The sequence below is a fragment of the Bradyrhizobium sp. CCBAU 53340 genome (assembly GCF_015291645.1).
Taxonomy (GTDB): domain Bacteria; phylum Pseudomonadota; class Alphaproteobacteria; order Rhizobiales; family Xanthobacteraceae; genus Bradyrhizobium.
Genome location: NZ_CP030055.1, coordinates 4,384,770 through 4,410,911, shown reverse-complemented (window position 1 = coordinate 4,410,911; position 26,142 = coordinate 4,384,770). Strand labels below are relative to the sequence as shown.

General features: G+C 63.9%; 23 protein-coding genes and 1 pseudogene. 15 read left to right on the top strand and 9 right to left on the bottom strand.

Annotated elements, in window-relative coordinates; translation table 11 throughout:
* The first annotated feature begins 86 nt into the window (after positions 1-86).
* From XH89_RS21015 to XH89_RS20975, 9 genes are all read left to right on the top strand, one after another.
* Entirely contained in the window at positions 87-1,277 is a 1,191-nt protein-coding gene (locus XH89_RS21015) for an acyltransferase (RefSeq protein WP_194462347.1), read from the top strand.
* A gap of 51 nt (positions 1,278-1,328) precedes the next feature.
* Complete coding sequence (locus XH89_RS21010) at positions 1,329-2,468, top strand: cysteine desulfurase family protein (protein WP_194462346.1); 1,140 nt, start codon at positions 1,329-1,331, stop codon at positions 2,466-2,468.
* Between the two features lie 113 nt (positions 2,469-2,581).
* Complete coding sequence (gene sufB / locus XH89_RS21005) at positions 2,582-4,078, top strand: Fe-S cluster assembly protein SufB (RefSeq protein ID WP_194462345.1); 1,497 nt, start codon at positions 2,582-2,584, stop codon at positions 4,076-4,078.
* Positions 4,079-4,210: 132 nt separating this feature from the next.
* A complete protein-coding gene (gene sufC, locus XH89_RS21000; RefSeq protein WP_194462344.1) occupies positions 4,211-4,963 on the top strand; it encodes a Fe-S cluster assembly ATPase SufC in 753 nt (250 codons plus the stop codon).
* Between the two features lie 11 nt (positions 4,964-4,974).
* Complete coding sequence (sufD, locus tag XH89_RS20995; RefSeq protein WP_194462343.1) at positions 4,975-6,297, top strand: Fe-S cluster assembly protein SufD; 1,323 nt, start codon at positions 4,975-4,977, stop codon at positions 6,295-6,297.
* Positions 6,294-7,541 carry a cysteine desulfurase gene (locus XH89_RS20990; protein WP_194462342.1) on the top strand — a complete coding sequence of 416 codons (1,248 nt, stop codon included), beginning with the start codon at positions 6,294-6,296 and terminating at the stop codon, positions 7,539-7,541. Before sufD ends, XH89_RS20990 begins: the two co-directional genes overlap by 4 nt.
* A complete protein-coding gene (locus tag XH89_RS20985; RefSeq protein ID WP_092229105.1) occupies positions 7,538-7,909 on the top strand; it encodes an SUF system Fe-S cluster assembly protein in 372 nt (123 codons plus the stop codon). Before XH89_RS20990 ends, XH89_RS20985 begins: the two co-directional genes overlap by 4 nt.
* 49 nt (positions 7,910-7,958) lie before the next feature.
* A complete protein-coding gene (locus XH89_RS20980; protein ID WP_074123211.1) occupies positions 7,959-8,357 on the top strand; it encodes an iron-sulfur cluster assembly accessory protein in 399 nt (132 codons plus the stop codon).
* 168 nt (positions 8,358-8,525) lie between these two features.
* On the top strand, positions 8,526-8,948 hold the full coding sequence (locus XH89_RS20975) for a TfoX/Sxy family protein (RefSeq protein ID WP_194462341.1): 423 nt from the start codon (positions 8,526-8,528) through the stop codon (positions 8,946-8,948).
* A gap of 117 nt (positions 8,949-9,065) precedes the next feature.
* Here the strand turns inward: XH89_RS20975 and fabA are convergent.
* The 4 genes and pseudogenes from fabA to XH89_RS20955 all read right to left on the bottom strand — a co-directional run bounded on the left by fabA (position 9,066) and on the right by XH89_RS20955 (position 13,633).
* Positions 9,066-9,595 (bottom strand): annotated as a pseudogene (fabA, locus tag XH89_RS20970) (bifunctional 3-hydroxydecanoyl-ACP dehydratase/trans-2-decenoyl-ACP isomerase).
* Between the two features lie 94 nt (positions 9,596-9,689).
* Positions 9,690-10,757, bottom strand: coding sequence for a GGDEF domain-containing protein (locus XH89_RS20965; RefSeq protein WP_194462340.1), 1,068 nt, complete (start codon positions 10,755-10,757; stop codon positions 9,690-9,692).
* A gap of 129 nt (positions 10,758-10,886) precedes the next feature.
* A complete protein-coding gene (locus tag XH89_RS20960) occupies positions 10,887-12,389 on the bottom strand; it encodes a DEAD/DEAH box helicase (protein ID WP_194462339.1) in 1,503 nt (500 codons plus the stop codon).
* Between the two features lie 281 nt (positions 12,390-12,670).
* The gene (locus XH89_RS20955) at positions 12,671-13,633 is read right to left on the bottom strand and encodes a helix-turn-helix domain-containing protein (RefSeq protein ID WP_194462338.1); all 963 of its coding nucleotides are present in this window, start codon (positions 13,631-13,633) and stop codon (positions 12,671-12,673) included.
* A gap of 193 nt (positions 13,634-13,826) precedes the next feature.
* Between XH89_RS20955 and XH89_RS20950 the strand changes: the two genes are divergently transcribed.
* From XH89_RS20950 to XH89_RS20940, 3 genes are all read left to right on the top strand, one after another.
* Positions 13,827-15,350 (top strand): caspase family protein, encoded by a 1,524-nt coding sequence (locus XH89_RS20950; RefSeq protein ID WP_194462337.1) that lies wholly within the window; start codon positions 13,827-13,829, stop codon positions 15,348-15,350.
* An 84-nt stretch (positions 15,351-15,434) separates the two neighbouring features.
* Positions 15,435-16,691, top strand: coding sequence for an FAD-dependent oxidoreductase (locus XH89_RS20945; RefSeq protein ID WP_194462336.1), 1,257 nt, complete (start codon positions 15,435-15,437; stop codon positions 16,689-16,691).
* Positions 16,692-16,870: 179 nt separating this feature from the next.
* Entirely contained in the window at positions 16,871-17,635 is a 765-nt protein-coding gene (locus XH89_RS20940; protein ID WP_194462335.1) for an outer membrane protein, read from the top strand.
* A gap of 94 nt (positions 17,636-17,729) precedes the next feature.
* On the opposite strand, the gene XH89_RS20935 is transcribed toward XH89_RS20940, so the two are convergent.
* Both XH89_RS20935 and XH89_RS20930 read right to left on the bottom strand, forming a co-directional pair.
* The gene (locus XH89_RS20935; protein WP_194462334.1) at positions 17,730-18,500 is read right to left on the bottom strand and encodes an SDR family NAD(P)-dependent oxidoreductase; all 771 of its coding nucleotides are present in this window, start codon (positions 18,498-18,500) and stop codon (positions 17,730-17,732) included.
* A gap of 21 nt (positions 18,501-18,521) precedes the next feature.
* Positions 18,522-18,707: a hypothetical protein gene (locus XH89_RS20930; RefSeq protein WP_007591540.1), complete on the bottom strand. Its 186-nt coding sequence runs from the start codon at positions 18,705-18,707 to the stop codon at positions 18,522-18,524.
* A 188-nt stretch (positions 18,708-18,895) separates the two neighbouring features.
* On the opposite strand from XH89_RS20930, the gene XH89_RS20925 reads away from it, so the two are divergent.
* Positions 18,896-19,486, top strand: a complete 591-nt coding sequence (locus tag XH89_RS20925; protein WP_194462333.1) for a hypothetical protein — start codon at positions 18,896-18,898, stop codon at positions 19,484-19,486.
* Between the two features lie 64 nt (positions 19,487-19,550).
* On the opposite strand, the gene XH89_RS20920 is transcribed toward XH89_RS20925, so the two are convergent.
* The 3 genes from XH89_RS20920 to parE all read right to left on the bottom strand — a co-directional run bounded on the left by XH89_RS20920 (position 19,551) and on the right by parE (position 23,872).
* Complete coding sequence (locus XH89_RS20920) at positions 19,551-20,345, bottom strand: outer membrane protein (protein ID WP_194462332.1); 795 nt, start codon at positions 20,343-20,345, stop codon at positions 19,551-19,553.
* Positions 20,346-20,560: 215 nt separating this feature from the next.
* Positions 20,561-21,349, bottom strand: coding sequence for an outer membrane protein (locus XH89_RS20915; protein ID WP_194462331.1), 789 nt, complete (start codon positions 21,347-21,349; stop codon positions 20,561-20,563).
* A gap of 474 nt (positions 21,350-21,823) precedes the next feature.
* Positions 21,824-23,872, bottom strand: a complete 2,049-nt coding sequence (gene parE, locus XH89_RS20910) for a DNA topoisomerase IV subunit B (protein ID WP_194462330.1) — start codon at positions 23,870-23,872, stop codon at positions 21,824-21,826.
* 273 nt (positions 23,873-24,145) lie between these two features.
* On the opposite strand from parE, the gene XH89_RS20905 reads away from it, so the two are divergent.
* Both XH89_RS20905 and argC read left to right on the top strand, forming a co-directional pair.
* Positions 24,146-24,676: a DedA family protein gene (locus XH89_RS20905; protein ID WP_194462329.1), complete on the top strand. Its 531-nt coding sequence runs from the start codon at positions 24,146-24,148 to the stop codon at positions 24,674-24,676.
* 421 nt (positions 24,677-25,097) lie between these two features.
* On the top strand, positions 25,098-26,075 hold the full coding sequence (gene argC / locus XH89_RS20900) for an N-acetyl-gamma-glutamyl-phosphate reductase (protein ID WP_194462328.1): 978 nt from the start codon (positions 25,098-25,100) through the stop codon (positions 26,073-26,075).
* The last annotated feature ends 67 nt before the right edge of the window (positions 26,076-26,142 follow it).

Here is a 26,142-nt window from a genome sequence, read left to right as displayed (position 1 = left end):
CTCGACGGGCTCCGTTTCCGGCGCATTTTGGCCGTCAGCCATGGCCCGAAAACCGCTGATGTCGTCCTGTTAGGGAGCAGAGACCCATGTCAACACCACAGCAACTTCCAATTTCGGAACGACGCATCGATCTGGACTGGGTACGGATTTTAGCCTTTGGGCTTCTGATCTTCTACCACGTCGGCATGCTCTACGTGTCCTGGGGATTTCACATCAAGAGCGAGCATCGGCTGACCTTTCTCGAGCCGGTGATGCTGGTGCTCAATCCCTGGCGGCTGTCGCTGCTGTTCCTGGTCTCCGGGGTTGCGAGCCGCTTCATGCTGGGCAAGGTCCGGCTGCCTGCCTTCGTCTGCGCGCGGTCGGTGCGTCTCTTGATCCCACTGATGTCAGGCATGTTCGTGATCGTGCCGCCGCAGTCCTACCTCCAGATTGTCGAGAGCTTCGGCTACCCGGCAGGTTTCGCCGATTACTACCTCCACCATTATCTGGCGTTCGGCGCGCAGTTCTGTCCGAACCCCTGCATCGTGCAACCGACCTGGAACCATCTTTGGTTCGTGGTCTATCTCTGGATTTATACGATGGCCGTGGCTGGCGTGCTGGCCCTGCGGCCGGCGGCCGCTGATTGGATGGGTGAGAAGTTGGCGGCGGCGCTCGCGGGGCCGTGGCTGCTGCTTCCGTGCCTGCTATTTGTCGCCTGGCGGCTGTTTCTGTCGCCGATCTTTCCCTCGACGCACGCGCTATTTGGCGACTGGTACAACCACGCGGACCACGCGACGGCGTTTCTGATCGGCTTCCTGCTTGCACGCCAAGAACGCGTCTGGCGCGACGTCGACCGGCAGCGGTGGGTGGCGCTGACAATTGCGGCCGCTTGCTTCATCGCTTTCGTCCTCGGTTATTCCGGCTGGTTTCCGCGGTCGCCGATGCTGACATGGTTCGCCGGTTCGGCGTATGGCTGCTACCAATGGATCGCGATGGTGGCGGTGCTCGGCTTTGCGCGGCGCCATTTGACGGCCGACGGCCCGGTGCGCCGCTATCTCACCGATGCGATCTTTCCCTATTACATCGTGCATCAAACCGCGATCATCGTGATCGCGCATGCGCTGCGGGGCAGCGGCCTGTCTGCCGCGAGCGAGGCCACAATCGTGATTTTAGGCACCGCGCTCACCTGTGCGGCGACCTACGAGGTCGTGCGGCGCATTGGCTGGTTACGTCCGCTGTTCGGGCTACGGTGGGAGCCGCGTTCCGTTGGCGGGATCGCGCAGCAACAGCCGGCCTGATGTGCGGCGGCGCCCGATTGGCGCGGTGCCAAAAGGTGCTAAGAGGACGCCATGCCAAGCCGTGTCTATCTCGACTGGAATGCGACCACACCGCTGCGTGCCGAAGCGCGCGCAGCGATGCTGGCGGCGTACGAGCTGATCGGCAATCCGTCCTCCGTTCATGCCGAGGGGCGGGAGGCGCGGCGACTGGTCGAGGACGCCCGCGCCGCGCTTGCGGCGGCGGTGGGCGCGCTGCCGCGGAATGTCGTTTTCACCTCCGCTGGAACCGAGGCCAATGCGCTGGCGCTGTCGCCCGGCTTGCGCGGCCCGTCGGGCGGGCCGGTACGGCGGCTGCTGGTGTCAGCCGTCGAGCACGCCTCGGTGCTAGCGGGCGGCCGGTTCCCTGCGGAGAGCGTCAGTCAGATCAGGGTCATGCGCGCCGGCGTGGTCGATCTCGATCACCTCCGCGCGTTGCTTGCCGACGGTCCCCCCGCACTGGTCTCGATCATGGCGGCCAATAACGAAACCGGCGCGCTCCAGCCGATCGCTGAGGCCGCCGGAATCGTCCATGAGGCCGGCGGCCTCCTGCACGTCGATGCGATCCAGGCCCTGGGGAAAATTGCCTTCAACATTAATGCGGCAGACGCCGACCTTGCGACCTTTTCTGCCCACAAGATCGGCGGCCCCAAGGGAATTGGCGCGCTGGTCGTGGCGGAGGGGATTGCCGGGCTGGAGCCCGTGCTGAAGGGGGGCGGGCAGGAGCTTAACCGGCGGGCAGGGACCGAGAATGTCGCCGGTATCGCTGGCTTCGGTGCGGCGGTGAAGGCCGCGCTTCAGGCTCTGCCTGAGGATGCGGAACGCATGGCAACCCTCAGAGATCATTTAGAAAAGGGCGTCTACGCCGTAGCGGGCGCGACCGTTTTTGCCAACGATGTGGAGCGGTTGCCAAATACCATTTTACTCACGGCGCCCGGGCTCAAGGCCGAGACCGCCGTGATCGGATTCGACCTCGAAGGCATCGCCGTGTCCTCTGGCTCCGCCTGCTCCTCCGGCAAGGTCCAGCCGTCCCACGTGCTCTCGGCGATGGGGTACGATGCCACCGTAGCGCAAGGAGCGGTGCGCCTCAGTCTGGGCTGGTCCACGGAACCTGAGGACATCAATCGGGCGTTAGAGGCTTGGCGAAAGCTCGGTAATACCCTACTTAGAGGCTAAGCGACGAAACACGGCTTGAACCGTTCTAAGCCCGTGCTTTCCGCACAGAAACATCGTAATAGTCGTTCGAGTTTGATCCACCGTGGTCCTTGAAACCACGAGCGGAGGATGGAATGCCAGCCGTTCAAGAGACGGTCGAGCGCGTCAAGCGCATCGACGTCGACCAGTATCGTTATGGGTTTGAGACCCTGATCGACTCCGAGAAGGCCCCCAAGGGGCTGTCGGAAGAGATCGTAAAATTCATCTCGCAGAAAAAGAACGAACCCGACTGGATGCTCCAGTGGCGGCTTGAGGCCTATCGCCGCTGGCTGACCATGCAGGAGCCGACCTGGGCGCGCGTCGACTATCCCAAGATCGACTTCCAGGACCTCTATTACTACGCGGCGCCGAAGCCGAAGAAGACGGTGACCTCGCTCGACGAGATCGATCCGGAAATCCTGAAGACCTACGAGAAGCTCGGCATCCCCCTGCGGGAAGTTGCCATGCTCGAAGGCGTCGAGCCTAAGGTGGGTGAGGAAGATCCGGCCAAGCGCAAGATCGCGGTCGATGCGGTGTTCGATTCGGTCTCGGTTGCGACCACTTTCAAGGCGGAGCTGAAGAAGGCCGGCGTGATCTTTATGCCGATCTCGGAGGCGATCCGCGAACACCCCGAGCTGGTGCAGAAATATCTCGGCTCGGTGGTTCCGACCTCGGACAATTTCTACGCGACGCTGAACTCGGCGGTGTTCTCCGACGGCTCGTTCGTCTACGTGCCGCCAGGCGTGCGCTGCCCGATGGAGCTGTCGACCTATTTCCGCATCAACGAGCGCAACACCGGCCAGTTCGAGCGCACGCTGATCATCGCGGACAAGGGCTCTTACGTCTCTTATCTCGAAGGCTGCACTGCGCCGCAGCGCGACGAGAACCAGCTGCACGCCGCCGTGGTCGAGCTCGTTGCGCATGACGATGCCGAGATCAAATATTCGACGGTACAGAACTGGTACCCCGGTAATTCGGAAGGCAAGGGCGGCATCTACAATTTCGTCACCAAGCGTGGCGATTGCCGCGGCGCCAATTCCAAGATCTCCTGGACCCAGGTCGAAACCGGTTCGGCGATCACCTGGAAATATCCGAGCTGCATTCTGCGCGGCGACAATTCGCGCGGCGAGTTCTATTCGATCGCGATCTCGAACGGCTTCCAGCAGGTCGATTCCGGCACCAAGATGATCCATCTCGGCAAGAACACGTCGAGCCGCATCATCTCCAAAGGCATCGCCGCCGGCAAGTCGCAGAACACCTATCGTGGTCTCGTGACTGCGCATCGCAAGGCGACTGGTGCGCGCAACTTCACCGCCTGCGATTCGCTGCTGATCGGGGACAAATGCGGCGCGCACACGGTGCCGTACATCGAGGCGAAGAACTCCTCGGCGACGTTCGAGCACGAGGCGACGACGTCGAAGATCTCCGAGGACGTGCTGTTCTACTGCATCCAGCGCGGCCTTTCGCAGGAAGAGGCCGTCGGTCTCGTCGTCAATGGCTTCGTCAAGGACGTGCTGCAGCAACTGCCGATGGAATTCGCAGTGGAAGCGCAGAAGCTGATCTCGATCTCGCTTGAAGGATCAGTCGGTTAGCCCAGACCTCATCCTGAGGAGGCCGCGCAAGCGGCCGTCTCGAAGGATGGATACCGCAAAGATTGGTGGCCTCAATCCTTCGAGACGCGCCTTCGGCGCTCCTCAGGATGAGGGGATAGATGGAAAAACAAGATGGCTTTGCTTGAAGTGAAAGACCTCAAGGTTCGTGTCGAGGAGCGTGAGATCCTCCACGGGCTGACGCTGACTGTGAACGAGGGCGAGATCCACGCGATCATGGGTCCGAACGGGTCCGGGAAGTCGACGCTGTCTCACGTCATTGCCGGCAAGCCCGGCTACGAGGTCACCGACGGCCAGATCCTCTTCAAGGGCGAGGACCTGCTGGAGATGGATCCGGACGAGCGCGCCGCCAAAGGCGTGTTCCTGGCGTTCCAATATCCGGTCGAGATTCCCGGCGTCGCCACCATGACCTTCCTGCGCACCGCGCTGAACGCGCAGCGCAAGGCCCGCGGCGAGAGCGAATATTCGACGCCGGACTTTTTGAAGAAAGTCCGCGAGGTCTCGAAGTCGCTGAACATCCCGCAGGACATGCTCAAGCGCGGCGTTAATGTCGGCTTCTCCGGAGGCGAGAAGAAGCGCAACGAGGTGCTGCAGATGGCGCTGTTCGAGCCGAGCCTGTGCATTCTCGACGAGATGGATTCGGGCCTGGACATCGACGCGCTGCGCATCGCGGCCGACGGCGTCAACGCGCTGCGCTCGCCGAAGCGCGCGATGGTCGTGATCACCCACTATCAGCGGCTGCTGAATTACATCGTGCCCGACGTCGTGCACGTGATGTCGAAGGGCCGTGTCGTGAAGAGCGGCAGCAAGGATCTGGCGCTGGAACTGGAAGCGTCCGGTTACGCCCAGTTCGAGGATGCCGCGTAAGGAATTTTGCGATGAACGTTGCTGTGGCAAAGACCGGGAACGGCCGCGCGGTGAGCGATCTCTTCGCCAGCGCCGAAGGCCGACTGCCGGGTTCGCTTGCGGTCAACGCGGTACGCCGCGAGGCGTTCGAGACCTATGAGCGTCTCGGCCTGCCGCACCGCCGGATCGAGGAATGGAAATACACGGACCTGCGCGCGCTGGTCGGCGAGGTACTGCCGCTGGCAGCGGTGCCGGATGCAGCCGCGCTGAAGCTCGCCGCGGACGCCGTGAAGGCGCATGCGATCGCCGGCGCCCGCAAGCTGGTGCTGGTCGATGGTGTGTTCGCGGCCGATCTGTCCGACGTGAAAGTGCTGGCGTCCGAGGTGAGCCTCAAGACGCTGCGCGAGCTCTTGACGAACGAGGCCAATCCCGCCGCCGGCGATCTCCTCCAGACCACCGCGACCGATGCCGTGATCTCGCTCAATGCGGCCATGGCGACGGACGGCGTCGTGATCTCGGTGGCCGACGGCACGCAGCTGTCTGCGCCTATCCAGATCATCCACATCGCGACTGCAGCTAGTGCGTCCGCGTTCACCCGCTCGCATCTGCAGATTGGCAAAGGCGCGCGCGCCACTATTGTCGAGAGCTTCGTCGCGGCCGGGAAGGCGAGCGGCTACCAGGTCAGCGACGCGGTGATCCTCTGGATCGGCGACGATGCCGACGTCGCGCATATCCGCCTGATGGACGACGCGCCCGACGCCGTGAACGTCTCCTCGCACTTCGTCACCGTCGGTGCCAACGTCAAACTCAACTTCTTCAACATGACCACCGGTGCGGCCGTCAGCCGCCTCCAGGGTTTCATCACCCTGGCGGGCGAGGGCAGCGAGCTCTCGGCCAATGGCGTCAACCTGTTGCAGAAGACCGAGCATGGCGACACCACCTTGGTGGTCGACCATGCCGTGCCGAACTGCGTCAGCCGCGAAACCTTCCGCGCCGTGATCGACCATCGCGCCCATTCGGTGTTCCAGGGCCGCATCATCGTCCGTCCCGACGCTCAGAAGACCGATGGCAAGATGATGACCCGGGCGCTCTTGCTCTCGGACGAGGCCGAGGCCGACAACAAGCCCGAGCTTGAGATCTTCGCCGACGACGTCTCCTGCGGCCACGGCGCCACCGCCGGTGCGCTGGACGACAGTCTGCTGTTCTATCTCAAAGCCCGCGGGCTGCCCGAGAAGCAGGCCCAGGCGCTGCTGATCCAGGCCTTCGTCGGCGAGGCGATCGAGCAGATCGCCGATGATGTCTTGCGCGAGTACGTGATCGGCATTGCCGAGCGCTGGCTGGAGCGGCGGTCATGAGCACGCATCCTGCAGTCAAGAACGGCGCTTACGATGTTGCGCGCGTGCGCCAGGATTTTCCGGCCCTCGCCCTGCAGGTCTATGGCAAGAAGCTGGTCTATCTCGACAACGCCGCCTCGGCGCAGAAGCCCAGTGCCGTTCTCGACCGCATGACGCGGGCCTACCAATCCGAATACGCCAACGTTCATCGCGGCCTGCATTACCTCGCCAATGCCGCGACCGAAGCCTATGAGGGCGGTCGCACCAAGGTGGCGCAGTTCATCAACGCGCCGCGTACGGAAGAAGTGATCTTCACCCGCAACGCGACCGAGGCGATCAATCTGGTCGCTTCGTCCTGGGGCGGGCCGAACATCGTAGAAGGCGACGAGATCGTCATCTCGATCATGGAGCACCACTCCAACATCGTGCCCTGGCATTTTCTCAGGGAACGTCAGGGGGCCGTGATCAAGTGGGCGCCTGTCGATGACGAGGGCAATTTCCTCATCGACGAGTTCGAGAAGCTGCTGACGCCCAAGACCAAGCTGGTCGCGATCACCCAGATGTCGAACGCGCTCGGCACCATCGTGCCAGTCAAGGACGTCGTCAGAATCGCCCATGCGCGCGGCATTCCCGTGCTGGTCGACGGCAGCCAGGGCGCGGTGCATCTGCCCGTCGACGTCCAGGACATCGGTTGCGACTTTTACGTCTTTACCGGCCACAAGGTGTATGGCCCGACCGGCATCGGCGTGCTCTGGGCCAAGTACGACCATCTGGTCGCGATGCGTCCCTTCAACGGCGGCGGCGAGATGATCCGCGAGGTCTCGCGCGAGATCGTCACCTATGGCGATCCCCCACACAAGTTCGAGGCGGGCACGCCGGCGATCGTCGAGGCCGTGGGCCTTGGCGCGGCCATCGACTACGTCAATTCGATCGGCAAGGAGCGCATCGCCGCGCACGAGGCCGACCTCACGGCCTACGCCCAGGAGCGGCTGCGCGAGATCAACTCGCTGCGGCTAATCGGCACCGCGCGGGGCAAGGGTCCGGTGATCTCCTTCGAGCTGAAGGGCGCCCACGCCCATGACGTCGCGACCGTGATCGACCGTCAGGGCATCGCGGTGCGCGCCGGCACTCATTGCGTGATGCCGCTTTTAGAGCGGTTCAACGTGACCGCGACCTGCCGGGCCTCGTTCGGCATGTATAATACGCGGGAAGAAGTCGATCATCTGGCACAGGCGCTGCTCAAGGCGCGGGATTTGTTCGCATGAGTGACACGGCCGAGATCAAAGCCAATCCGATGGAGACCCATTCGGCGCTGCCGCCGGAGGAGACCGAGCGTCTCACCCGCGAGATCATCGCTGGGCTCAAGACCGTGTTCGACCCGGAAATTCCGGCCGACATCTACGAGCTCGGCCTGATCTACAAGGTCGAGATCAAGGATGACCGGTCGGTCGACGTGCAGATGACGTTGACGACGCCGAACTGCCCCGCCGCCGGCGAGCTGCCGACCATGGTCGAGAACGCGGTCGCCAGCGTCCCCGGCGTCGGCGTGGTCGACGTCAAGGTGGTCTGGGAGCCAGCCTGGACGCCGGAACGCATGAGCGACGAGGCCCGCCTCGTGCTCAACATGTGGTGACGCGTAAACCCGACATTGAATTCGCTCCGCAACGGACCACATCACTGACATGACACAGGCAACACCAGCATCCACTCCGAAGCCCCGGCGGCCCCGCCCGCAGGTGATGCGGCTGACGGATGCCGCTGCCCAGCGCATCACCGAGCTGACCCAGCGCGCCGATTCTGAGATCGTCGGCTTGCGCGTCGGCGTGAAGAACGGCGGCTGCGCCGGCCAGTCCTACACGGTCGAATACGCCCACGAGATCCGCCCGACCGATGAGGTCGTCGAGGACAAGGGCGTCAAGATCCTGGTCGATCCCAAGGCCGTGCTGTTCCTGCTCGGCACCGAGATGGACTACAAGGCCGACAAGATGCAGGCCCAGTTCGTCTTCAACAACCCCAACCAGATCTCCGCCTGCGGCTGCGGCGAGTCGGTCGAGCTGCGCCCGGCCAAGATCGACGGGTAGGCCCGGTTCTGTCGTCTCACTCCGCCGTCGTCCTGGCGAACGCCAGGACCCATACCGCGTGATGTTTCGATGGAGCGAGGTGCTAGTACCGACAGTCTTAGCTAAACTTCTCCCTCTGGTAATGGGTCCTGGCGTTCGCCAGGACGACGCCGGGGAGAGAGTTGGGCCATGGACCGCGAATTCCTGATCGACCTGTTCGCCGATTTCGGTCCCGTCACGATCCGAAAGATGTTTTCCGGCCACGGCATCTCCGTCGACGGCGTCAACTTCGCGCTCGCCTTGCGCGCCGGCCTGTTCTTCCGCGCCGATGAGGTGACCATCCCTGATTTCGAAGCGGAAGGCTCGAAGCCGTTTCAGTATTCGACCCGCGCCAAGACCGTGCTGGTGAACTCCTACTGGGAGCTGCCGGCGCGCCTCTTCGACGATTCCGAGGAGCTGGCGCAATGGGCGAGGGCGGCGCTGGCGGCAGCCCAGCGCGCCAAGGTGAAGAAGCGGCCGAAGAAGAAAGCGGCGAAGAGAAAGGCAGAGGCGAAGAAGCCCGCTGCGAAGAAGCGGCCGTCCAAGAAGGCAGCCAGGAAATCGGTGCGGTAGGGTGGGCAAAGCGACTCGTCCGCCGAAGCTCGCAGAGCGAAGGCGGAAGCGTGCCCACGATTCAAAGACGGTGGGCACGGCGCGATGCGCCTTTGCCCACCCTACGAGACCGTTTGCTTAGTCGACAGCCTTGGTCAGCCCGACCCGCATGTCCTTCGCTGCGAACACGCAGACGCCGTCCGCCATCACACGCCCATCCGCAATGCCGAGCACCAGCTTGCCGCGCCGGACCATGCGCATGGCGACCTCGTAGCGCACCGATCGCGTCGCCGGTGTGATCTCGCCCGTGGCCTCGACCTCGCCGACGCCGATGGCGCGGCCCTTGCCTGACGAGCCCGACCAGCCGAGCCAGTAGCCGATCATCTGCCACATGGCATCGAGCCCGAGAGTGGGCGGCATGATCGCATCGCCGCGATAGTGGTAGTCGAAGAACCAGTGCTCAGGCAGAATGTCGAGCTCGCCGACGATATGGCCCTTGCCATATTCGCCCCCATCCAGGCGACCTCGGTGATGCGGTCCATCATCAGCATCGGCGGGGCCGGCAATTGCGCGTTGCCCGGGCCGAAATAGCCGCCTTCGCTCGATTTCAGCAGCTCGTCCTTGGTGTAGGACGGTTGCGGCGTGTGAAAATCATGAGGATTGGGCACGGCGACAAGTCCCCGATGCAAATTGGTGAGGAGGATGTCGTTCGTCAGGTTGGAATGTCAAGCGGAGCCGGATCGCGTCGCCCGCCGAATGGTCTCAGGCCACGCGGCTATTCGTCTCGACCGCGAACTCCGGATCGACTTCGCAGATCACGCGGTTGCGGCCGTTGCGTTTGGCCGCGTAGAGGCAGGCATCCGCGCGCTCGATCAGCGCGTCGGTGTCGTCGCCCTGCTTCAGCATCGAGACGCCGACGGAGATGGTGACGCGGCCGAGGATCTCGCCGGTGGACTTCTTCTTCAATTCCTTCGCCATCACGGCGCGGCGGATATGGTCGGCGACGGTGAGGGCCTGGCGCATTGCGGTGTTGGGCAGCACCACCGCGAATTCCTCGCCGCCATAGCGCGCGGTGATGTCCTGGCCCTTGATGGTCTGCTTCAGGGACAGGCCGACCAGCCGGAGCACCTGGTCGCCGGTGAGGTGGCCGTAGGAATCGTTGAACGACTTGAAGTGATCGATGTCGAGCAGCAGCAGCGACAGCGGCTCGCCGCCAGCAAGCGCGCTCTGCACGGCCATGCCGATCATGCGGTCGAAATATTTGCGGTTGCCAAGACCTGTCAGCGGATCGGTGAGGCTTTCGGCACGGATCGCCTCCAGGCTCTGCTGAAGGTTGCTGATCTCGTCCTTGGAGAGCGCCAGCCGGTCTTCCAGCGCCCTGTTGGTGTCGCGCATCTCGCCGGTCGAGCGCAGCAGCGCCTCGACGATCGTCTTGATCTGCGCAGCGCTCTTGGCCGAGGACAGCTGATCGGTCGCGTTCGACAGGCTGGTGTCGTAGGCGCCGGTCATGCCGAGCGCATCGCTCAAGACCTTCATCACGTCGTCGATCTCGCCGATAACGCGCGCACCAACCTTGTCGATGCGGTCGGTCGTTTTGATGTGGGAGAGGTAGGTGTCGTAGATCTGCTCGAGATCGGCTTCGGACAGCTTGCCGTTGCGCGCCAGCGTCTCGTTGATGATCTTGTTGAGCGGCGCGTTGTAACCGGTCGCGTAGACGTACCAGATCTCGTAATTGCGTGGAATTGCGGTCTGCTTCAGCGACCGGATCTGACCGAGCGCCACCTCGGCGAACGCCAATGTGCGTTCGTGTTCATCGAGCACTTTGACCACAGAACATACCCCACAGCGGTCGGTGCGCCCATCGACCGCGGCAATGCTTAAATTATGTTCGTAGGCTAACGGACGATCATGAACGGCCGGTAAACGCTCGACCGTTCAACTCACGCGTGTATTTCGGTGTCAGGCCCCGGCGGGAGAGCGGACCGGACGCAGCAGAAACGCCGGGAGATGCGAGTGATCGCCGGGCTCGGTGTCGACTTCCCGCTGCCGACGGGGCTCGGGGCGGCCGATCGACGGCACGTGGGAATTGTTGGCCTGCTGGCGCGAGCCGTGGCGGGCCTCGGACGACGGCCGCGCTTCGCGCTGCGGCCTTGGCTCGCGTGCGGGCCGCTCGCCGGCGGGCTGGGCTTCGGCCGAATGCCGTGCCTCGCGCGGTTCATGGCTGCGCTCGCGATCGCGACCACCGCGCTGCGGCTTGCCGCGTCCGCCGCGCGAACGCTCGCGTCCACGCTCCTCGCGCGGGCGATCACTTTGCTCGCCGCTGCCGGCATGCACCTCGTAGTCGCCTTCGGCGCGCGGAATGCTCTGGCCGATCAGCTTCTCGATCGCCACCATCGACTTCTGGTCGAGCGGCGTCACGATCGAAATCGCGGTGCCGGTGCGGCCGGCGCGACCGGTGCGGCCGATGCGGTGAACATAGTCGTCGGCGTGGTGAGGAACGTCGAAATTGAAGACGTGGCTGACCTCGGGAATGTCGAGGCCGCGGGCGGCAACGTCGGAGGCGACGAGGAGGGGCAGCTCGCCCTTGCGGAACTGGTCGAGCGCGGCCATGCGGGCCGGCTGGTCCATGTCGCCATGCAAGGCACCGACGCTGAAACCGTGCTTCTGAAGCGATTTGTGAACGATCGCGACCTCGCGCTTGCGATTGCAGAAGATGATCGCGTTCTTGAGATCCTTGGCCTCGCGCAGCAGGCGGCGCAGCAGCTCGCGCTTCTCATGCGCCTCGCGTCCGGCGGGCACCTGCGACTGCGTGACGGTGACGGCGGTGGTGGCGGGCTTGGAGACTTCGACCTTCTGCGGATTGTGCAGGAAGGCCTCGGTGATGCGCCGGATTTCCGGCGGCATGGTCGCGGTGAAGAACAGGGTCTGCCGCGTGAAGGGGACCAGCTTGCAGATGCGTTCAATGTCGGGAATGAAGCCCATGTCCAGCATGCGGTCGGCTTCGTCGATCACGAGCAGCTCGACGCCGGTGAGCAGGAGGCCGCCGCGCTCGGTATGGTCGAGCAGCCGGCCCGGAGTGGCGATCAGCACGTCGACGCCGCGCATCAGCTTGGCATCCTGATCGCCGAAGGAGACGCCGCCGATTAGCAGGGCGACGTTGAGTTTTTGGCCGGCGCCGTAGCGGTCGAAGTTTTCCTTCACCTGGGCTGCGAGTTCGCGGGTCGGCTCCAGGATCAGCGTGCGCGGCATGCGGGCGCGGGCGCGGCCCTTTTCGAGGATGGTGAGCATCGGCAGCACGAAGGCCGCGGTCTTGCCGGTGCCGGTCTGGGCGATGCCGAGCACGTCCTTGCGCGCGAGGACGTGGGGGATCGCCTGTTCCTGAATGGGGGTGGGGTTGGTGTAACCGGTGGCCGCGACTGCGGCGAGGACTTTTTCGGACAGTCCGAGATTGGAAAAGGACATTGAGCCTCTGGTCGAAACCGCCGTTCGGAATCGAGGGTAAAAAGGCTGTCGCGTTCCACCCCGAAACGGCGCGCTCTCAAAGAAGCTGGGGGTGCTGACTCACGCGAACAAAGCGCCAGGCTCAGGAATCGCTTTTCGATCTGAGCCGCGTCGACCCGGAACATAGGGCGGAATCGGCCAAAGTCAATGGAGCAGGCGCGGGAAGGTCCTAAAAACCCTCATGTTTTTGCCCAAATAGCGGGCGCGGCTCGGCTTTTCGGCTACGGTGGCCAGCCTGAGGGTTAACGCGCCCTTGCGACCTGGGCCCGGAAATCGCCGGGCGCCATGCCATAGGCGGCGTTGAAGACCCGGTAATAGGTCGCCAGGCTCTCGAACCCGCAGGCGGCGGCGATATCCGCGATCAGCCGGTCGGGCGCTTCGCGCATCAGGCTGCGGCTTTTCTTCAGCCGCTCATCCGTCACCGTCTGCGAGAAGCTGCGCTCGGCAACCTCGAACAGCATGTGCAGATGGCGCACGGAGATGCCGAGCAGGTCGGCGACCCGTGCCGGCGCCAGGTCTGGATCCTGCAAATGGCGCGCGATCAGGCGCCGCGCCAGCGACAGGCGCGCGGTCCGAAGCCCGGCCTGTCCGCGCCGGCTGCCCGGCCTGACGATGCCGCGCTCGATCAGCGCCAGCTGCGCCAGCGCCTGGACCAGCGGAACGGCATCGGGCGAGCCATCATTCGCAGCCGCCTCGCCGAGGTCGGCAAAACAGGCATCGAGCAGGGGGGCCAGGGCGGGATCGTTGAATGGCTTGGCCGCAAGCTCGCGCACGCGCTTGTCCTCGGTCGCGAGGCCGCTGACGGGGATCTTGAGAATCCGCAGGTGAAAACCGGCGTCCCCCAGTGGCCTCGTGCGGTAGGGCAGGTCGGTATGGCTGGTTGCGAAGCTGCCATTGGGAATCACGAAATCGCTGGCGCGCATGCCGCCGAACCAGCCGCCGCCACCGAGCTGCTGGTAGACACAGATGCTGTCACCCGGCGCGTCGCCGATGTCGGTCTGGCTGCGTTCGACTGCGTAGGATGAGGCCTTCAGCTCGACCAGTCCGCCACCGCCGAGCTGGCCCAGCAAGAATTCGCCGTAGAAGTCGCCGCGCCTTTCGCGCTCGAGTTCTGCTGTAACCCCGAACAGGCCCTTGGCGCGGACCTCGCGCCAATAGTCGAAGCGGTCGTGCGGCTCGACCTCGTCGGTGCACCAGCGATACACGGCTGCCCCTTGTCTCGAACGGAATTCCACCCGAGAAAAAAGCAGATTCCACCGGAATCTGCCATAGGTGGAATGGGGAATGGACAAACTCCGAGCGGTTGAACCCTCGATGCGATTGGACCGACTATCACATCAACGGCGCGGGGTTCCGCTGGGAGCCCAAGGCGGAGCCGTTCTGCAGGGGAATGTCACGATGACGCGGCGATTTTTCAGAACTCTGGCAGCGCTTGGCCTGGCGGCGAGCCTCAGCGGTTTCGCAGACGTTGCTCATGCCGAAAAACGTGTCGCGCTCGTCGTCGGCAACAATGACTACAAGAACGTCCCCAAACTCCTGAAGGCCGTCAACGACGCCCGCACCATGGGCGATACGCTGAAGCAGCTCGGCTTCCAGGTGATGGTCGCTGAAAACCAGAATCGTCAGCAATTCACCGAGACGCTGCTTGCCTTCGACCGGGCGATCGAGCCCGGCGATACCGCGTTCTTCTTCTACGCCGGCCATGGTTTCGAGATCGCCGGCCAGAACTATCTGCTGCCGACCGACGTGCCGGCGGCGACCGAAGGCCAGGAAGAGCTGGTGCGCGACGCCTCCATTCTCGCCGACCGCGTGGTCGAGCGTCTCCAGAACAAGAAGGCGCGCACCTCGATCCTGGTGTTCGACGCCTGCCGCAACAATCCGTTCGAGCGCGCGGGTACGCGCGCGGTCGCCGGCGGCGGCGGGCTGGCGCCGATGACGCAGCTGCCCGAGGGCGTGTTCTCGGTGTTCTCGGCCGGCCCGCGCCAGACCGCGCTCGATCGTCTCTCCAACGACGATTCCAATCCGAATTCAGTGTTCACGCGCACCTTCGCCAAGGAGCTGCTCCAGCCCGGCGAGAACCTCGTTCAGGTCGCGCAGCACACGCGCCGCCTGGTCAGCGAGATGGCCGACACCGTCAAGCACAAGCAGGTGCCTGTCTATTTCGACCAGATGGTCGACGACGTCTTCCTCAGCGGAGCCGCGAAGGACGCGGCCGCGGCCGCAGCGCGTCCGGCCGACCCGCCGCCGCAGAAGGTCGCGGCGCTGCCGCCGGTCTCGGTGCCGCGGGTGCCGCGGGAAGAGACCACCAACGCGCCGATCGCGAGCTTCTCGCGCCACAATGGCGGCTGGAGCGTGACGTTCTCCTTCGCCGATCCCACCATCGGCATCTCCTGGCGCATGGCCGGCAGTGGCGATTTTCGCGAGACCGGTTTCATCGACACGCTCGACCCGCGCACGCGCAAGCGCCTGCCGAACCCGTCGATCGAGCTGCCGCCGGATGCGCAGGCCGGCACCATCGAGGTTCGTTACGTCGACGCCTCCGGCGACATGCAGGGCCCGTTTCCGATCAAGTTCGATCCAGAGGCGGCGCTGATCCGCGACCAACGCAAGATCCTGGATATGACCGCGACGAGCTGGCTCTCGTTCCGCCAGTTCAACGGGCTGCTGGTCTACTACACGCATCTCGTCTCGTACCGCTGCGCGATCCGCGAGGTGCGCATCGGCATCGACACGGCGGTGCCGGACAAGGTGCTGAAGATGCCGCCTTGCGATCTCAGAGATCCGACCGCGATCTCGGCCGGTATGCTGCTCTATGAGAAGCTGCCCCCGTCGACGCAATTCATGTCGGTCGAATTGACCTATCGCGATGGCAGCGTGTCGGAGGTCAAGAGCTTCCGCACCGCCAACCGCAGCAACAATTGAGCGGTTCCTCTCGATCGAATTGAGCCTTTGGCGCAGGCGGGCGTTACAATCCCTTGATGGATCTAAGCGCCAGAAGGCAGAATCATGGACGCAGCCTCGCCTCAACAACCCCCGCCGCGCCTGATGAAAGTCCGCTGCTGCATCGTCGGCGGCGGACCTGCGGGCATGATGCTCGGCTATCTCCTGGGACGCGCCGGCATCGAGGTTGTGGTGCTGGAGAAGCATGCCGATTTCTTCCGCGACTTTCGCGGCGACACCGTGCACCCCTCGACGCTTCAGGTGATGGACGAACTCGGTCTGATCGACGGCTTCCTCAAGCTGCCGCATCAGCGCCTGCAGACCATGGACGGCCTGATCGGCGGCATCAAGGTGCGCATTGCCGATCTGAGCCGGCTGAATACGAAATACCCTTTCATCGCCTTCATGCCGCAATGGGACTTTCTCAATTTCCTGCGTGAGGCCGGCCAGCGCTTTGCCTCGCTCAAGGTGCTCATGAATACAGAGGCGATCGATCTGATCCGCCACGGCGAGACCATCGCCGGGGTGCGCGCAAGGACGCCCGACGGCATCCTCGACATCGAGGCCGACCTGACCATCGCCTGCGACGGCCGGCATTCGACGGTGCGCGAGCGCGCCGGCCTCAGCGCGGAGGAGATCGGGGCGCCGATGGACGTGCTCTGGTTCCGCGCCGGGCGAACGCCAGACGCGGTCGACAATTTCTTCGCGCGCATCGAGTCCGGCAAGATGATGATCACCTTCGACCGTGGAGACTATTGGCAATGCGCCTATGTCATCGCCAAGGGGCAATACGACGTGGTGAAGGCGAGGGGATTGCCGGCGCTGCTCGACGACGTCGTGCGCATGGCGCCTGCCCTCAAGCGCGGCATTGCCGACGTCAAGAGCTTCGATGATATAAAATTGCTGACGGTCGCGATCAACCGCCTCGTCAGGTGGACGCGGCCCGGCCTGCTGCTGATCGGCGACGCCGCGCATGCGATGTCGCCGGTCGGCGGCGTCGGCGTCAATCTCGCTGTCCAGGATGCGGTCGCGACCGCCAATCTGCTCGCAGAGAAGCTGGTGCACGGCTGTCCATCGGAGGCGGAGCTCGATGCCATCAGGCGGCGCCGCGCCTTTCCGGTGCGGATGACGCAGGCGCTGCAGGTGGCCGTGCAGAACAACATCATCAAAGGCGCGCTGAAAGGCGGCGATCAGCCGCTCAAGGTTCCGCTGATCCTGCGCCTGATGTCTGCATGGCCATGGCTTCAGGGCATTCCGGCGCGCTTCATCGCCATCGGCGTGCGGCCCGAGCACGTCCATTCGAAAGCCGCGCCGGCCTCCTAGCACAGGGATCTGGTAGGGATAACACCGCGTTAAATCGCATGCATTGCGTTGCGCGCGTGCAACAGCGCACCTGGATTCAAATCCCGCCGCGGGCCAATCCGGCGCCTTAACTTTGTTGATTCAAATTTGAGTAAGACCTGCGTGTGAGCGTGCGCCCATCAAAGGACACGGGGTGTACCATGCGTAACAAATTGATTGCCGCCTTCGCCTGCACGACCGCACTGGTTTCGACCGGCGCTGCTTCCGCCGCCGATCTCGCCGCGCGTCCCTACACGAAGGCGCCCGCCTATATCGAGCCGCTGTTCAACTGGACAGGCTTCTATGTCGGCGGCCACATCGGTGGCGCCTGGACCAACGAGCAGTTCATCAACAACGGCACGGGCGCGGCGTTCGGCGATCTGACGCCGGGCGAGGGCTATCGCCAGCGCAACTCGGGCGTCATGGGTGGCGCCCAGATCGGCTACAACTGGCAGGCCAACAACTACGTGTTCGGTGTGGAAGGTACGATCTCCGGCCTCGACAACAAGGGCACGATCGTGAACACCGCTTTCGGCCCGGCGAACGACGTGTTCTCCTGGCGCGCCAACGTTCTCGCGACCGTCGTCGGTCGCGCCGGCTTTGCCGTGCAGAACAACCTGTTCTACATCAAGGGCGGCTACGCCGGCGTCAATAACAGGCTGTCGGTCACCGATCCGGTTGTGACGGGTACGGGCGGTCAGACCCACTGGGCCAACGGCTGGACCGTCGGCGCCGGCTGGGAATACGGCATCACCCGCAACTGGATCGTCGGCCTCGAGTACAATTACGCGGCCTTCGGCAGCCAGACCTACCAGCTCGGCGGCATCTCCGGCAATTACACCTTCGATGCCAAGCCGCGCGACATCCAGTGGGCTGTCGTCCGCGCCAGCTACAAGTTCGACGCTCCTGTGATCGCGCGCTACTAAGCGACAAACGACCAATCAAAGAAAAGATCACGGCCAAATTAAAAGCCCCGGCTTCGACCGGGGCTTCTTTTTTGCGTGCAATGGTGGCGGCGCCTCAGGCCATCACTGAGAAGCCGCCGTCGACGGGAATCGCGGTCCCCGTGACGAAGTTCGAGGCCGAGGAGGCGAGGAAGACGGCAATGCCGGCGAAATCGTCGATGTCGCCCCAGCGTCCCGCCGGCGTGCGTGCCAGCACGCGCTCGTGCAGGCCCGACACCTGGCTCCGCGCACCGCGGGTGAGATCGGTGTCGATCCAGCCCGGCAGGATGGCGTTGACCTGGATGTTGTCGGGGGCCCAGGCGTTGGCGCAGGCGCGTGTGTACTGGACGATTCCGCCTTCGCTGGCCGCATAGGCGGTCGCGAAGCTCGCGCCGAAGATCGACATCATCGAGCCGATATTGATCACCTTGCCGTTGCCCGACGCCTTCAACGCCGGATAGGCGAGCTTGGAGCAGACGAAGGCGCTGGTGAGGTTGGTGTCGATCACCTTGTTCCACTCGTCGAGCTCGAGCTCGTGCGGTGGCTTGCGGATGCTCATGCCGGCGTTGTTGATGAGGATGTCGATGCGGCCGAGCTCCCTGACGACACGGTCGATCATGGCGGCGACCGCCGCCTTGTCGGTGACGTCGGTGGTGACGGAAATCGCCTTCACGCCGCGTGCTTTGAGATCGGCGACCGCTGCGGCCGACTTGGCTTCGTTGCGTCCGACCACGGCGATATCGGCGCCGGCGTCGGCAAGCCCGTGGGCCAATCCGAGCCCGATGCCGCCATTGCCCCCTGTGACGATCGCGACTTTGCCACGGAGATCGAACCGGTTGGATGTCATGCTTTCACTTTCTGGTTTCTTCTATTGATTGCTCTGCCAGATCAGCACCAGCCCGAAGCCCGCCATGGCGGCGCCGTAGCCGGCCCATTGCAGCTGGTTGACCATGAAGCTCGATCGTGGCCAGGCGACGGTGCCCGTGCCCTGTCCGATCCAGAGCAGCCCGACAGCGAGGGCAAACAGGCCTGCGACAAGCAGAAATCTGCGCATGCTTTCCTCCCCATTGGGCTGCTTCTGTCGCGACCGGCGGCATGAAGATCGGTGCGGGTCGCGAAAACTTCCCGCCAGACTAGCCGTAGCTTCGGTTCAGATACAATGGCTGCGGACGCAAGGGCATGATCCGGAAGAGTGCGCAGCGGTTTTCCGAAAGGATCATGCTCCAACAAACGGGAGGACGCATGTCCGTGCGCATCGTAATTCCGGGCACCGCGGCGGTGGCCGCTTTGGTCGCAGCCTACGTCGCCATGCCGCGCCAGGCGGATCTGCGGGCATTCGATCCGGCTGAAATGGCGCGGCTCGAAACCGCGATGTGGCGGGACTATTACGACAAGCGCTATGCCACGCTGTTCTATCACCTCCATGTCGCCCTCAGCGCGGCCGAGGCCGCCAAGGCGTTCCAGCCGACGCAGTCACGGCAAGAGGCCGATGCGGCGCTGCCGGCGCTCGTGGCGTACTACCGCGATTTCGCGCCGGCGGCCCCCGTGGCGTTCGACGTGGAGCAGGCCGCCCGCCTCGAGCTCGACTGGTGGCAGGCGCGCCGCGAGGCGGTGGTCCCGCAGGACTATGGTCTCACCATCGGGCGGGTCACGGCGCTGACCTACGGCGAGAGCGCAGACGATCCCGGCATCAGGCAGTTCGGCATCGCGCGGGCAGAGGCGATGGCGTTCCGCGATGCGAGGGGACAGGCCATAACCGAAGCCGACTGGACGATGATCGAGAGCCGGCTAGGGGAGGCGTACCGATTGCTGAAGGCGAGCGTCAGCCGATAAGCACCCTACACAACGAAAAAGCCCCGGCGATGCCGGGGCTTCGACGTTTGAGACTTTGTTGGGCTCAGTACTTCGCGACCACCGGGCCGGCCCAGTTGAAGCGGTAGACCAGCTCGCTGCGCACGCTGTGCTCGCGGAACTTCTGGGTCTCCGAGGTGCCGAAGAAGGGCGTGCCGGTGGCGGTGAAGTTGATAGCAACGTTCGACCGGTCGAATTCCGAGTAGCGATATTCGGTCTTCCAGAACAGACCAGGCAGGAAACTGGTCAGCGCATATTCGTCACCTGCACCGATGAACCAGCCGCCCTTGGTGCCGCCCGGGAGGGTGGTTGGCGCGGCCCCGATCGCGGTATTTGAGGTCACCATGTTGGTCGCGGTCCAATGCGCCTGGGTGTAGCCGCCCGAGAGATAGGTGAGCAGCTGGGGCGTTACGAGATAGCCGACGCGCGCGCCGACCGCCCATTGGTAGTCCTGCTTCTGCCTGCCGACATTGGTCGGAAAGGCGGTGCCGAACGTCGAAATGTCGCCCCGAACGTCCATGAAGTCGTAGTCGGCGAAGCCGCCGATGAGCCAGTTGGTACCTGCAAACTGATAGTCGCAGCCACCCTGGACGGTCGCGAGCCAACCGCTTGCGCCGGTCGTCTGATTCGGGCCGAGCGCCGCACCGGTTGCGGTGTCGAAGTCGTTGTGATCGTTCTTCGTCATTGCACCGCCACCACCGGCGCCGACATAGCAGCCTGTCCAATTCACGGCCGGCGCAGCAATTGGAGCCTTGGTGTAGGGGCGGGCGGCCAAATCAGCCGCCGAGGCTGCGCCTGCCATAGCTACCGTCGCAACCATAACGAGCATCAATTTCTTCATTTTCAATTCCCTGGAAACAAGAAGCCGCGCCAATTTGTCCGCCCTCGGCGCTGAGACGAGTCAAACCTACCTTGAATCGTGCGCGCGGGCTGTCGCCCATCCGACACACTCAGTAGTAGAATTCGCAGGCCGGAACGACGAAACGTCGCGTCTGGCGGCAAAACGAAAAAGCCCCGGCGATGCCGGGGCTTTGACGTCTACAACTCGCGTTCAGATCAGTACTTCGCGACGACCGGGCCGGCCCAGTTGAAGCGGTAGACCAGCTCGCTGCGAACGCTGTGCTCGCGGAACTTCTGGGTTTCGGAAACGCCGGTCGGCAAGCCGCTCGGAAGGGCATTGATGGAGACGTCCGACCGATCGAACTCCGAGTAACGGTACTCGGTCTTCCAGAACAGGCCGGGCAGGAAGTTCGTCAGAGCGTATTCGTCGCCGGTGCCGATGAACCAGCCACCCTTGGTCGATCCAGGCAACGTTGCGACGCCAACGCCGGGGGCAGCAAATGCGGAAAGCGTCGTCGACTTCCAGTGGCCTTGCGTGTAGCCACCCGAAACGTAGGTCAGCAATGAGGGCATAACCAAGTAACCGACGCGAGCGCCGACGGCCCACTGCCAATCCTGCTTCTGGCTTCCGACGAGCGACGGAGCAAAAGTGCCACCGGTCGAAATATCGCCTCTCACGTCCATGAAGTCGTAGTCGGCGAAGCCGCCGATAACCCAGTTCGTACCAGCGAACTGGTAGTCACAACCACCTTGAACCGTTGCGAGCCAGCCATCCGCACCCGTCGACAGGTTGGGACCAACTGCACCAAATCCGGCAACGAAATCGTTGTGGTCGTTCTTCGTGATGGCACCGCCACCGCCGGCGCCGAGATAGCAGCCGGTCCAGTTGACGGCCGGGGCGACCGCCACCGGAGCCTTGGTATAGGGACGAGCAGCCAGATCGGCGGCCGAAGCCGTTCCCGTCATCGCCGCAACCGCGGTCAGAGCCAGCAAAATCTTGTTCATGTTAAATCCCCAACCTTGGCTTTAGCGGGCGCGAGCGCCGTTCCGGTCAAATTCGATGGTTGGACTATAGACGGTTTCTGCCGAAAAGCTGTTGCTGCGCAGACACAATGGACGGAAAAGGGTCCGCAGTTGTACGGAGGACACAGTTCCGCCGCGCAAGCGGGCGATCGAAATTAATTCATAGATTCAATCGGTTACCTTCCCACCCAAAGTGGCGGACCGAAACTGCCACCCGGCCAGGTCGCTCCTGTCCGGGTGCGGGGCGCGCCCGTCCGAACAAAGGCGGGCCGCGTCTGGCCTTTGAGCTCGTAAATCCCCGGCCGACTCGGGCGCCGAGAGAATCATCGGGAAGCGCTGAACTCGCCAATTGTGTTTGCCGCGTGCCGACACGAAAAAGCCCCGGCCTGCGCCGGGGCTTTGAAGAACGAGAGAGGCGCCGCCGCCGGGAGCGACGGGCGCTTCTCGCAAGGCGTGTCAGACGTCCAGCAGCTCCTCGCTGGCAAACTCCGCCTTGTCGGAGATGAAGGCAAAGCGCGCTTCGGCCTTGGTGCCCATCAGTCGCTCCACCGAATCCGCTGTGGTGTCGCGATCGTCGGGCAGCAGCACCACCTTGAGCAGCGTCCGCTTGCTCGGATCCATGGTGGTTTCCTTGAGCTGCGCCGGCATCATCTCGCCGAGGCCTTTGAAGCGGTTCACCTCGACCTTGGCGTTGGCGTTGAAGGCGCTCTTGATCAGCTCGTCCTTGTGCTTGTCGTCGCGCGCGTAAACCGACTTTTGCCCGTGAGTGAGCTTGTAGAGCGGCGGCACCGCGAGGAAGAGGTGGCCTTCGTCGATCAGCTTCGGCATCTGCCGGTAGAAGAACGTAATCAGCAGCGAAGCGATGTGCGCGCCGTCGACGTCGGCGTCGGTCATGATGATGATGCGCTGATAGCGCAGATCCTCTTCCCGATATTGCAGGAGCTGGCCGCAGCCGATCGCTTGCACGAGGTCGGAGAGCTGCGCGTTCGCGGTGAGCTTGTCCTTGCCGGCGGAAGCCACGTTGAGGATTTTTCCGCGCAAGGGCAGCACAGCCTGAGTTTTGCGGTCGCGCGCCTGCTTGGCGCTCCCGCCGGCCGAGTCGCCCTCGACGATGAAGAGCTCGGAGCCTTCGGTGCCAGCATCGGTGCAGTCGGCGAGCTTGCCGGGCAGGCGCAGCTTCTTGCCCGCGGTCTTGCGCGCGGTTTCCTTTTCCTGGCGGCGCCGCAGCCTTTCCTCGGCGCGGTCGATGACGAAGTCGAGCAGCCGGTTGGCCATGTTCGGATTGCCCGACAGCCAATGATCGAACGGATCCTTCATCGCCTGTTCGACGATGCGCTGCGCTTCTGCGGTCGCAAGGCGATCCTTGGTCTGGCCCTGGAATTCGGGCTCGCGGACGAACACCGACAGCATCACGGCGGCGCCCACCATCACGTCTTCGGAAGTGACGGAGGCCGCGCGCTTGCCCTGGCCGACGCGCTCGGCGTGATCCTTCAGGCCGCGCAAGAGCGCGCTGCGCAATCCCGATTCATGCGTGCCGCCATCGGGCGTCGGCACGGTGTTGGTGTAGGAGGAGAGGAAGCCGTCGGCGTCCGCAGTCCAGGCCACCGCCCATTCGCAGGCGCCGTGTGCGCCGTTGCGGCCCGACTTGCCGGAGAAGATGTCGGGGTGCACCAGTGTGTCGGCGTGGATCGCCGCGGCCAGATAATCCTTGAGGCCACCGGGAAAGTGGAAGGTCGCTTCCGCCGGCACGTCCTCGACGCCCTTGAGCAGCTCTGGCGCACAGTTCCAGCGAATCTCGACGCCGCCGAACAGATAGGCCTTCGAGCGCGTCATCTTGAACAGGCGCTGCGGCTTGAACGCGGCCTTGGCGCCGAAGATGTCGGTATCCGGCTTGAAGCGCACGCGCGTGCCGCGGCGGTTGTTGACCTTGCCGAGATCCTCGAGCTTCCCCTTGGGATGGCCGCGCTCGAACGACATGCGATAGAGCTTCTGGCTGCGCGCGACCTCGACCTCGAGACGCGAGGAGAGGGCGTTCACGACGGAGATGCCGACGCCATGCAGACCGCCCGAGGTCTCGTAGACCTTGCTGTCGAACTTGCCGCCCGAATGCAGCGTGCACATGATGACTTCGAGCGCCGACTTCTTCGGGAACTTCGGGTGCGGATCAACAGGGATGCCGCGGCCGTTGTCGGTGACGGTCAGGAACCCGTCGGCGCTGAGCTCGACGCCGATGAAGGTCGCGTGCCCGGCAAGCGCCTCGTCCATGGAGTTGTCGATGACTTCTGCGAACAGGTGATGCAGCGCCTTCTCGTCGGTGCCGCCAATATACATGCCGGGCCGGCGCCGCACCGGTTCCAGGCCTTCGAGTACCTCGATGTCGGCGGCCGTGTAATCAGCCTCGCCGCCGGCCGCGCGCTGGGCTGCCTTTGCGGCGCTCGCGCGTCCCTTCGGCTCGTTGCCTTCGAACAAATCGTCTTTGGCTTTAGTTTTCAACTGCTTGGACATATATCTTGATGCGTTTTGAGGGCCGCGCAGGCGGCGAATCGGTTGAGGTGACTATGCCACGGCCGGCTTGGAAAAATCACCGCCGGACCGAACTTGGGCGTCGTTGGGAGCCAATCCCGGCGATTTTACGCCGCAGACCCGTCCATTCCCGGCAATTTGACGCGCCGGTCCGGTCTGGGCCGGATTTTGTGACTTGATGTCACACAAGTGCTTGGCTTACCAGTCCTTTTCATCGAGCAGCACCTTGAGACAGCGCGGGAAGGCTAATCTGGAATGGAGCAGTTTGCACACGCGCTGGCCGACTTCGTGCGGGCTCATCAGGCGTGGGCGGCTCCGATCGTATTCCTGCTCGCCTTCGGCGAGTCGCTCGCCTTCATCTCGCTGCTGATCCCGGCCTGGGGCGCACTCGTGGCGATCGGCGCGCTGATCGGGGCAAGCGGCATCAGCTTCTATCCGGTCTGGATCGCCGGCGGCTTTGGCGCTGCGCTTGGCGACTGGGTCTCGTACTGGTTCGGCTATCGCTACAAGGAGCACGTTGCCCAGATGTGGCCGCTCTCGCGCTATCCGGAACTGTTGCCCAAGGGCGAGGCCTTCGTGCGCAGCTGGGGCGTGCCGAGCATCTTCATCGGCCGCTTCTTCGGTCCGTTGCGGGCTTCGGTACCGCTCGCGGCCGGCATCTTCGAGATGCCCTACTGGAGCTTCCAGACGGCCAATTTCGTCTCGGCCCTGGTCTGGTCGGCGGCGCTGCTGCTGTTTGGCGACGTGATCGCCAAGATCATGGAATGGATCTGGCGGGCGATTTGACGCCAAAACCTTGACGGGAACCGCGACTGGCCTTATAGCCGCGCGCCATGATCAACGCCGCGACCATCCTGTTCGCCCGTCGCCGCCGCCGCATCCTAGCGGTTTGGGCGGTCGATCGCGTTTGAGATCATCGTCTTTGCCGCTGGATCCGGTCCGCGGCATTCTCTCTCCTGTCAGCGCGATCTGATCCGGCGGCCCCCAAGGAGGCCCAGCAGGAGATCGATAATGTATTCGCCCTCGATTACGCCGCAGACAGAACGCCGCGCGGCGTTCCGCGTCATCAGTCACAATCCGCTGGTAAAACCCGCGGATGGAACGCTACCCCGGCAGCTCGCGAACTGCGACCCGGGTTCCCATCTATGTCTATCATCCGATTGGTGCGTCTGGCCGGACCAGGTGCCAAGCTCGAAGGGAGCATGACATGAGCCTTGCTGACACAAACGAAATCCGGCCTGCCGGCGCCAAGCAAAAATCCGTCTTCGTCGACGGCGGCTCCGGCACCACCGGGCTCGGCATCAACGAGCGGCTGAAGCTCCAGAGCGACGTCGTCGTGAAGACGCTTCCCGATGACAAGCGCAAGGATCCCGCGGCCAAGAAGGCGCTGATGGAGGAAGTCGATCTCGTCATCCTCTGCCTGCCCGACGATGCCGCCAAGGAAACGGTCGCGCTGGTCGACAGCATGGGTCCCTCAGCGCCGAAGGTGCTGGACGCCTCCACCGCCTACCGGGTCGCGCCTGATTGGGCCTACGGTTTTCCGGAACTGGCGCCGGACCAGGCCGGCAAGATCAAGGCCGCGAAGAAAGTGTCCAATCCTGGCTGCTATCCCACCGGCGCGATCGCGCTGCTGCGGCCGATCGTCGACGCCGGCCTGTTGCCGCCTGACTATCCCGTCACCGTGAACGCGGTGAGCGGCTATTCCGGTGGCGGCAAGTCGATGATCGCAAGCTTTGAAGACGGCAGCGCGCCGGCCTTCGAGCTCTACGGCCTCGGCTTCGAGCACAAGCATCTGCCGGAGATGCAGCTCTATTCGAACCTGACGCGGCGGCCGATCTTCATTCCCTCGGTCGGCAATTACAGGCAGGGCATGCTGGTCTCGGTGCCGCTCCAGCTCGACACGTTGCCGGGCAAGCCGACGGGGGCAGATCTGCAAGCCGCGCTCGCCAAGCGTTACGCAGGTTCAAGGTACGTCAAGGCGATGCCGCTCCAGAACGAAGCATCAAAGGGCGGCCGGCTCGAGCCGGAGGCGCTCAACGAGACCAACATGCTCGAGCTCTACGTCTTCGCCAGCGACAAGTACCATCAGGCCGTGCTGGTCGCGCGGCTGGACAATCTTGGCAAGGGCGCATCTGGCGCAGCCGTGCAGAATATGCGGCTGATGCTGGGCTTGCCGGAGGAGTAGGCGGCAGACGACGCAGCGCGCCTTGAAGCATTGCCCTGCGTGATGCGCCGCAAATCGGAGGCCCGGA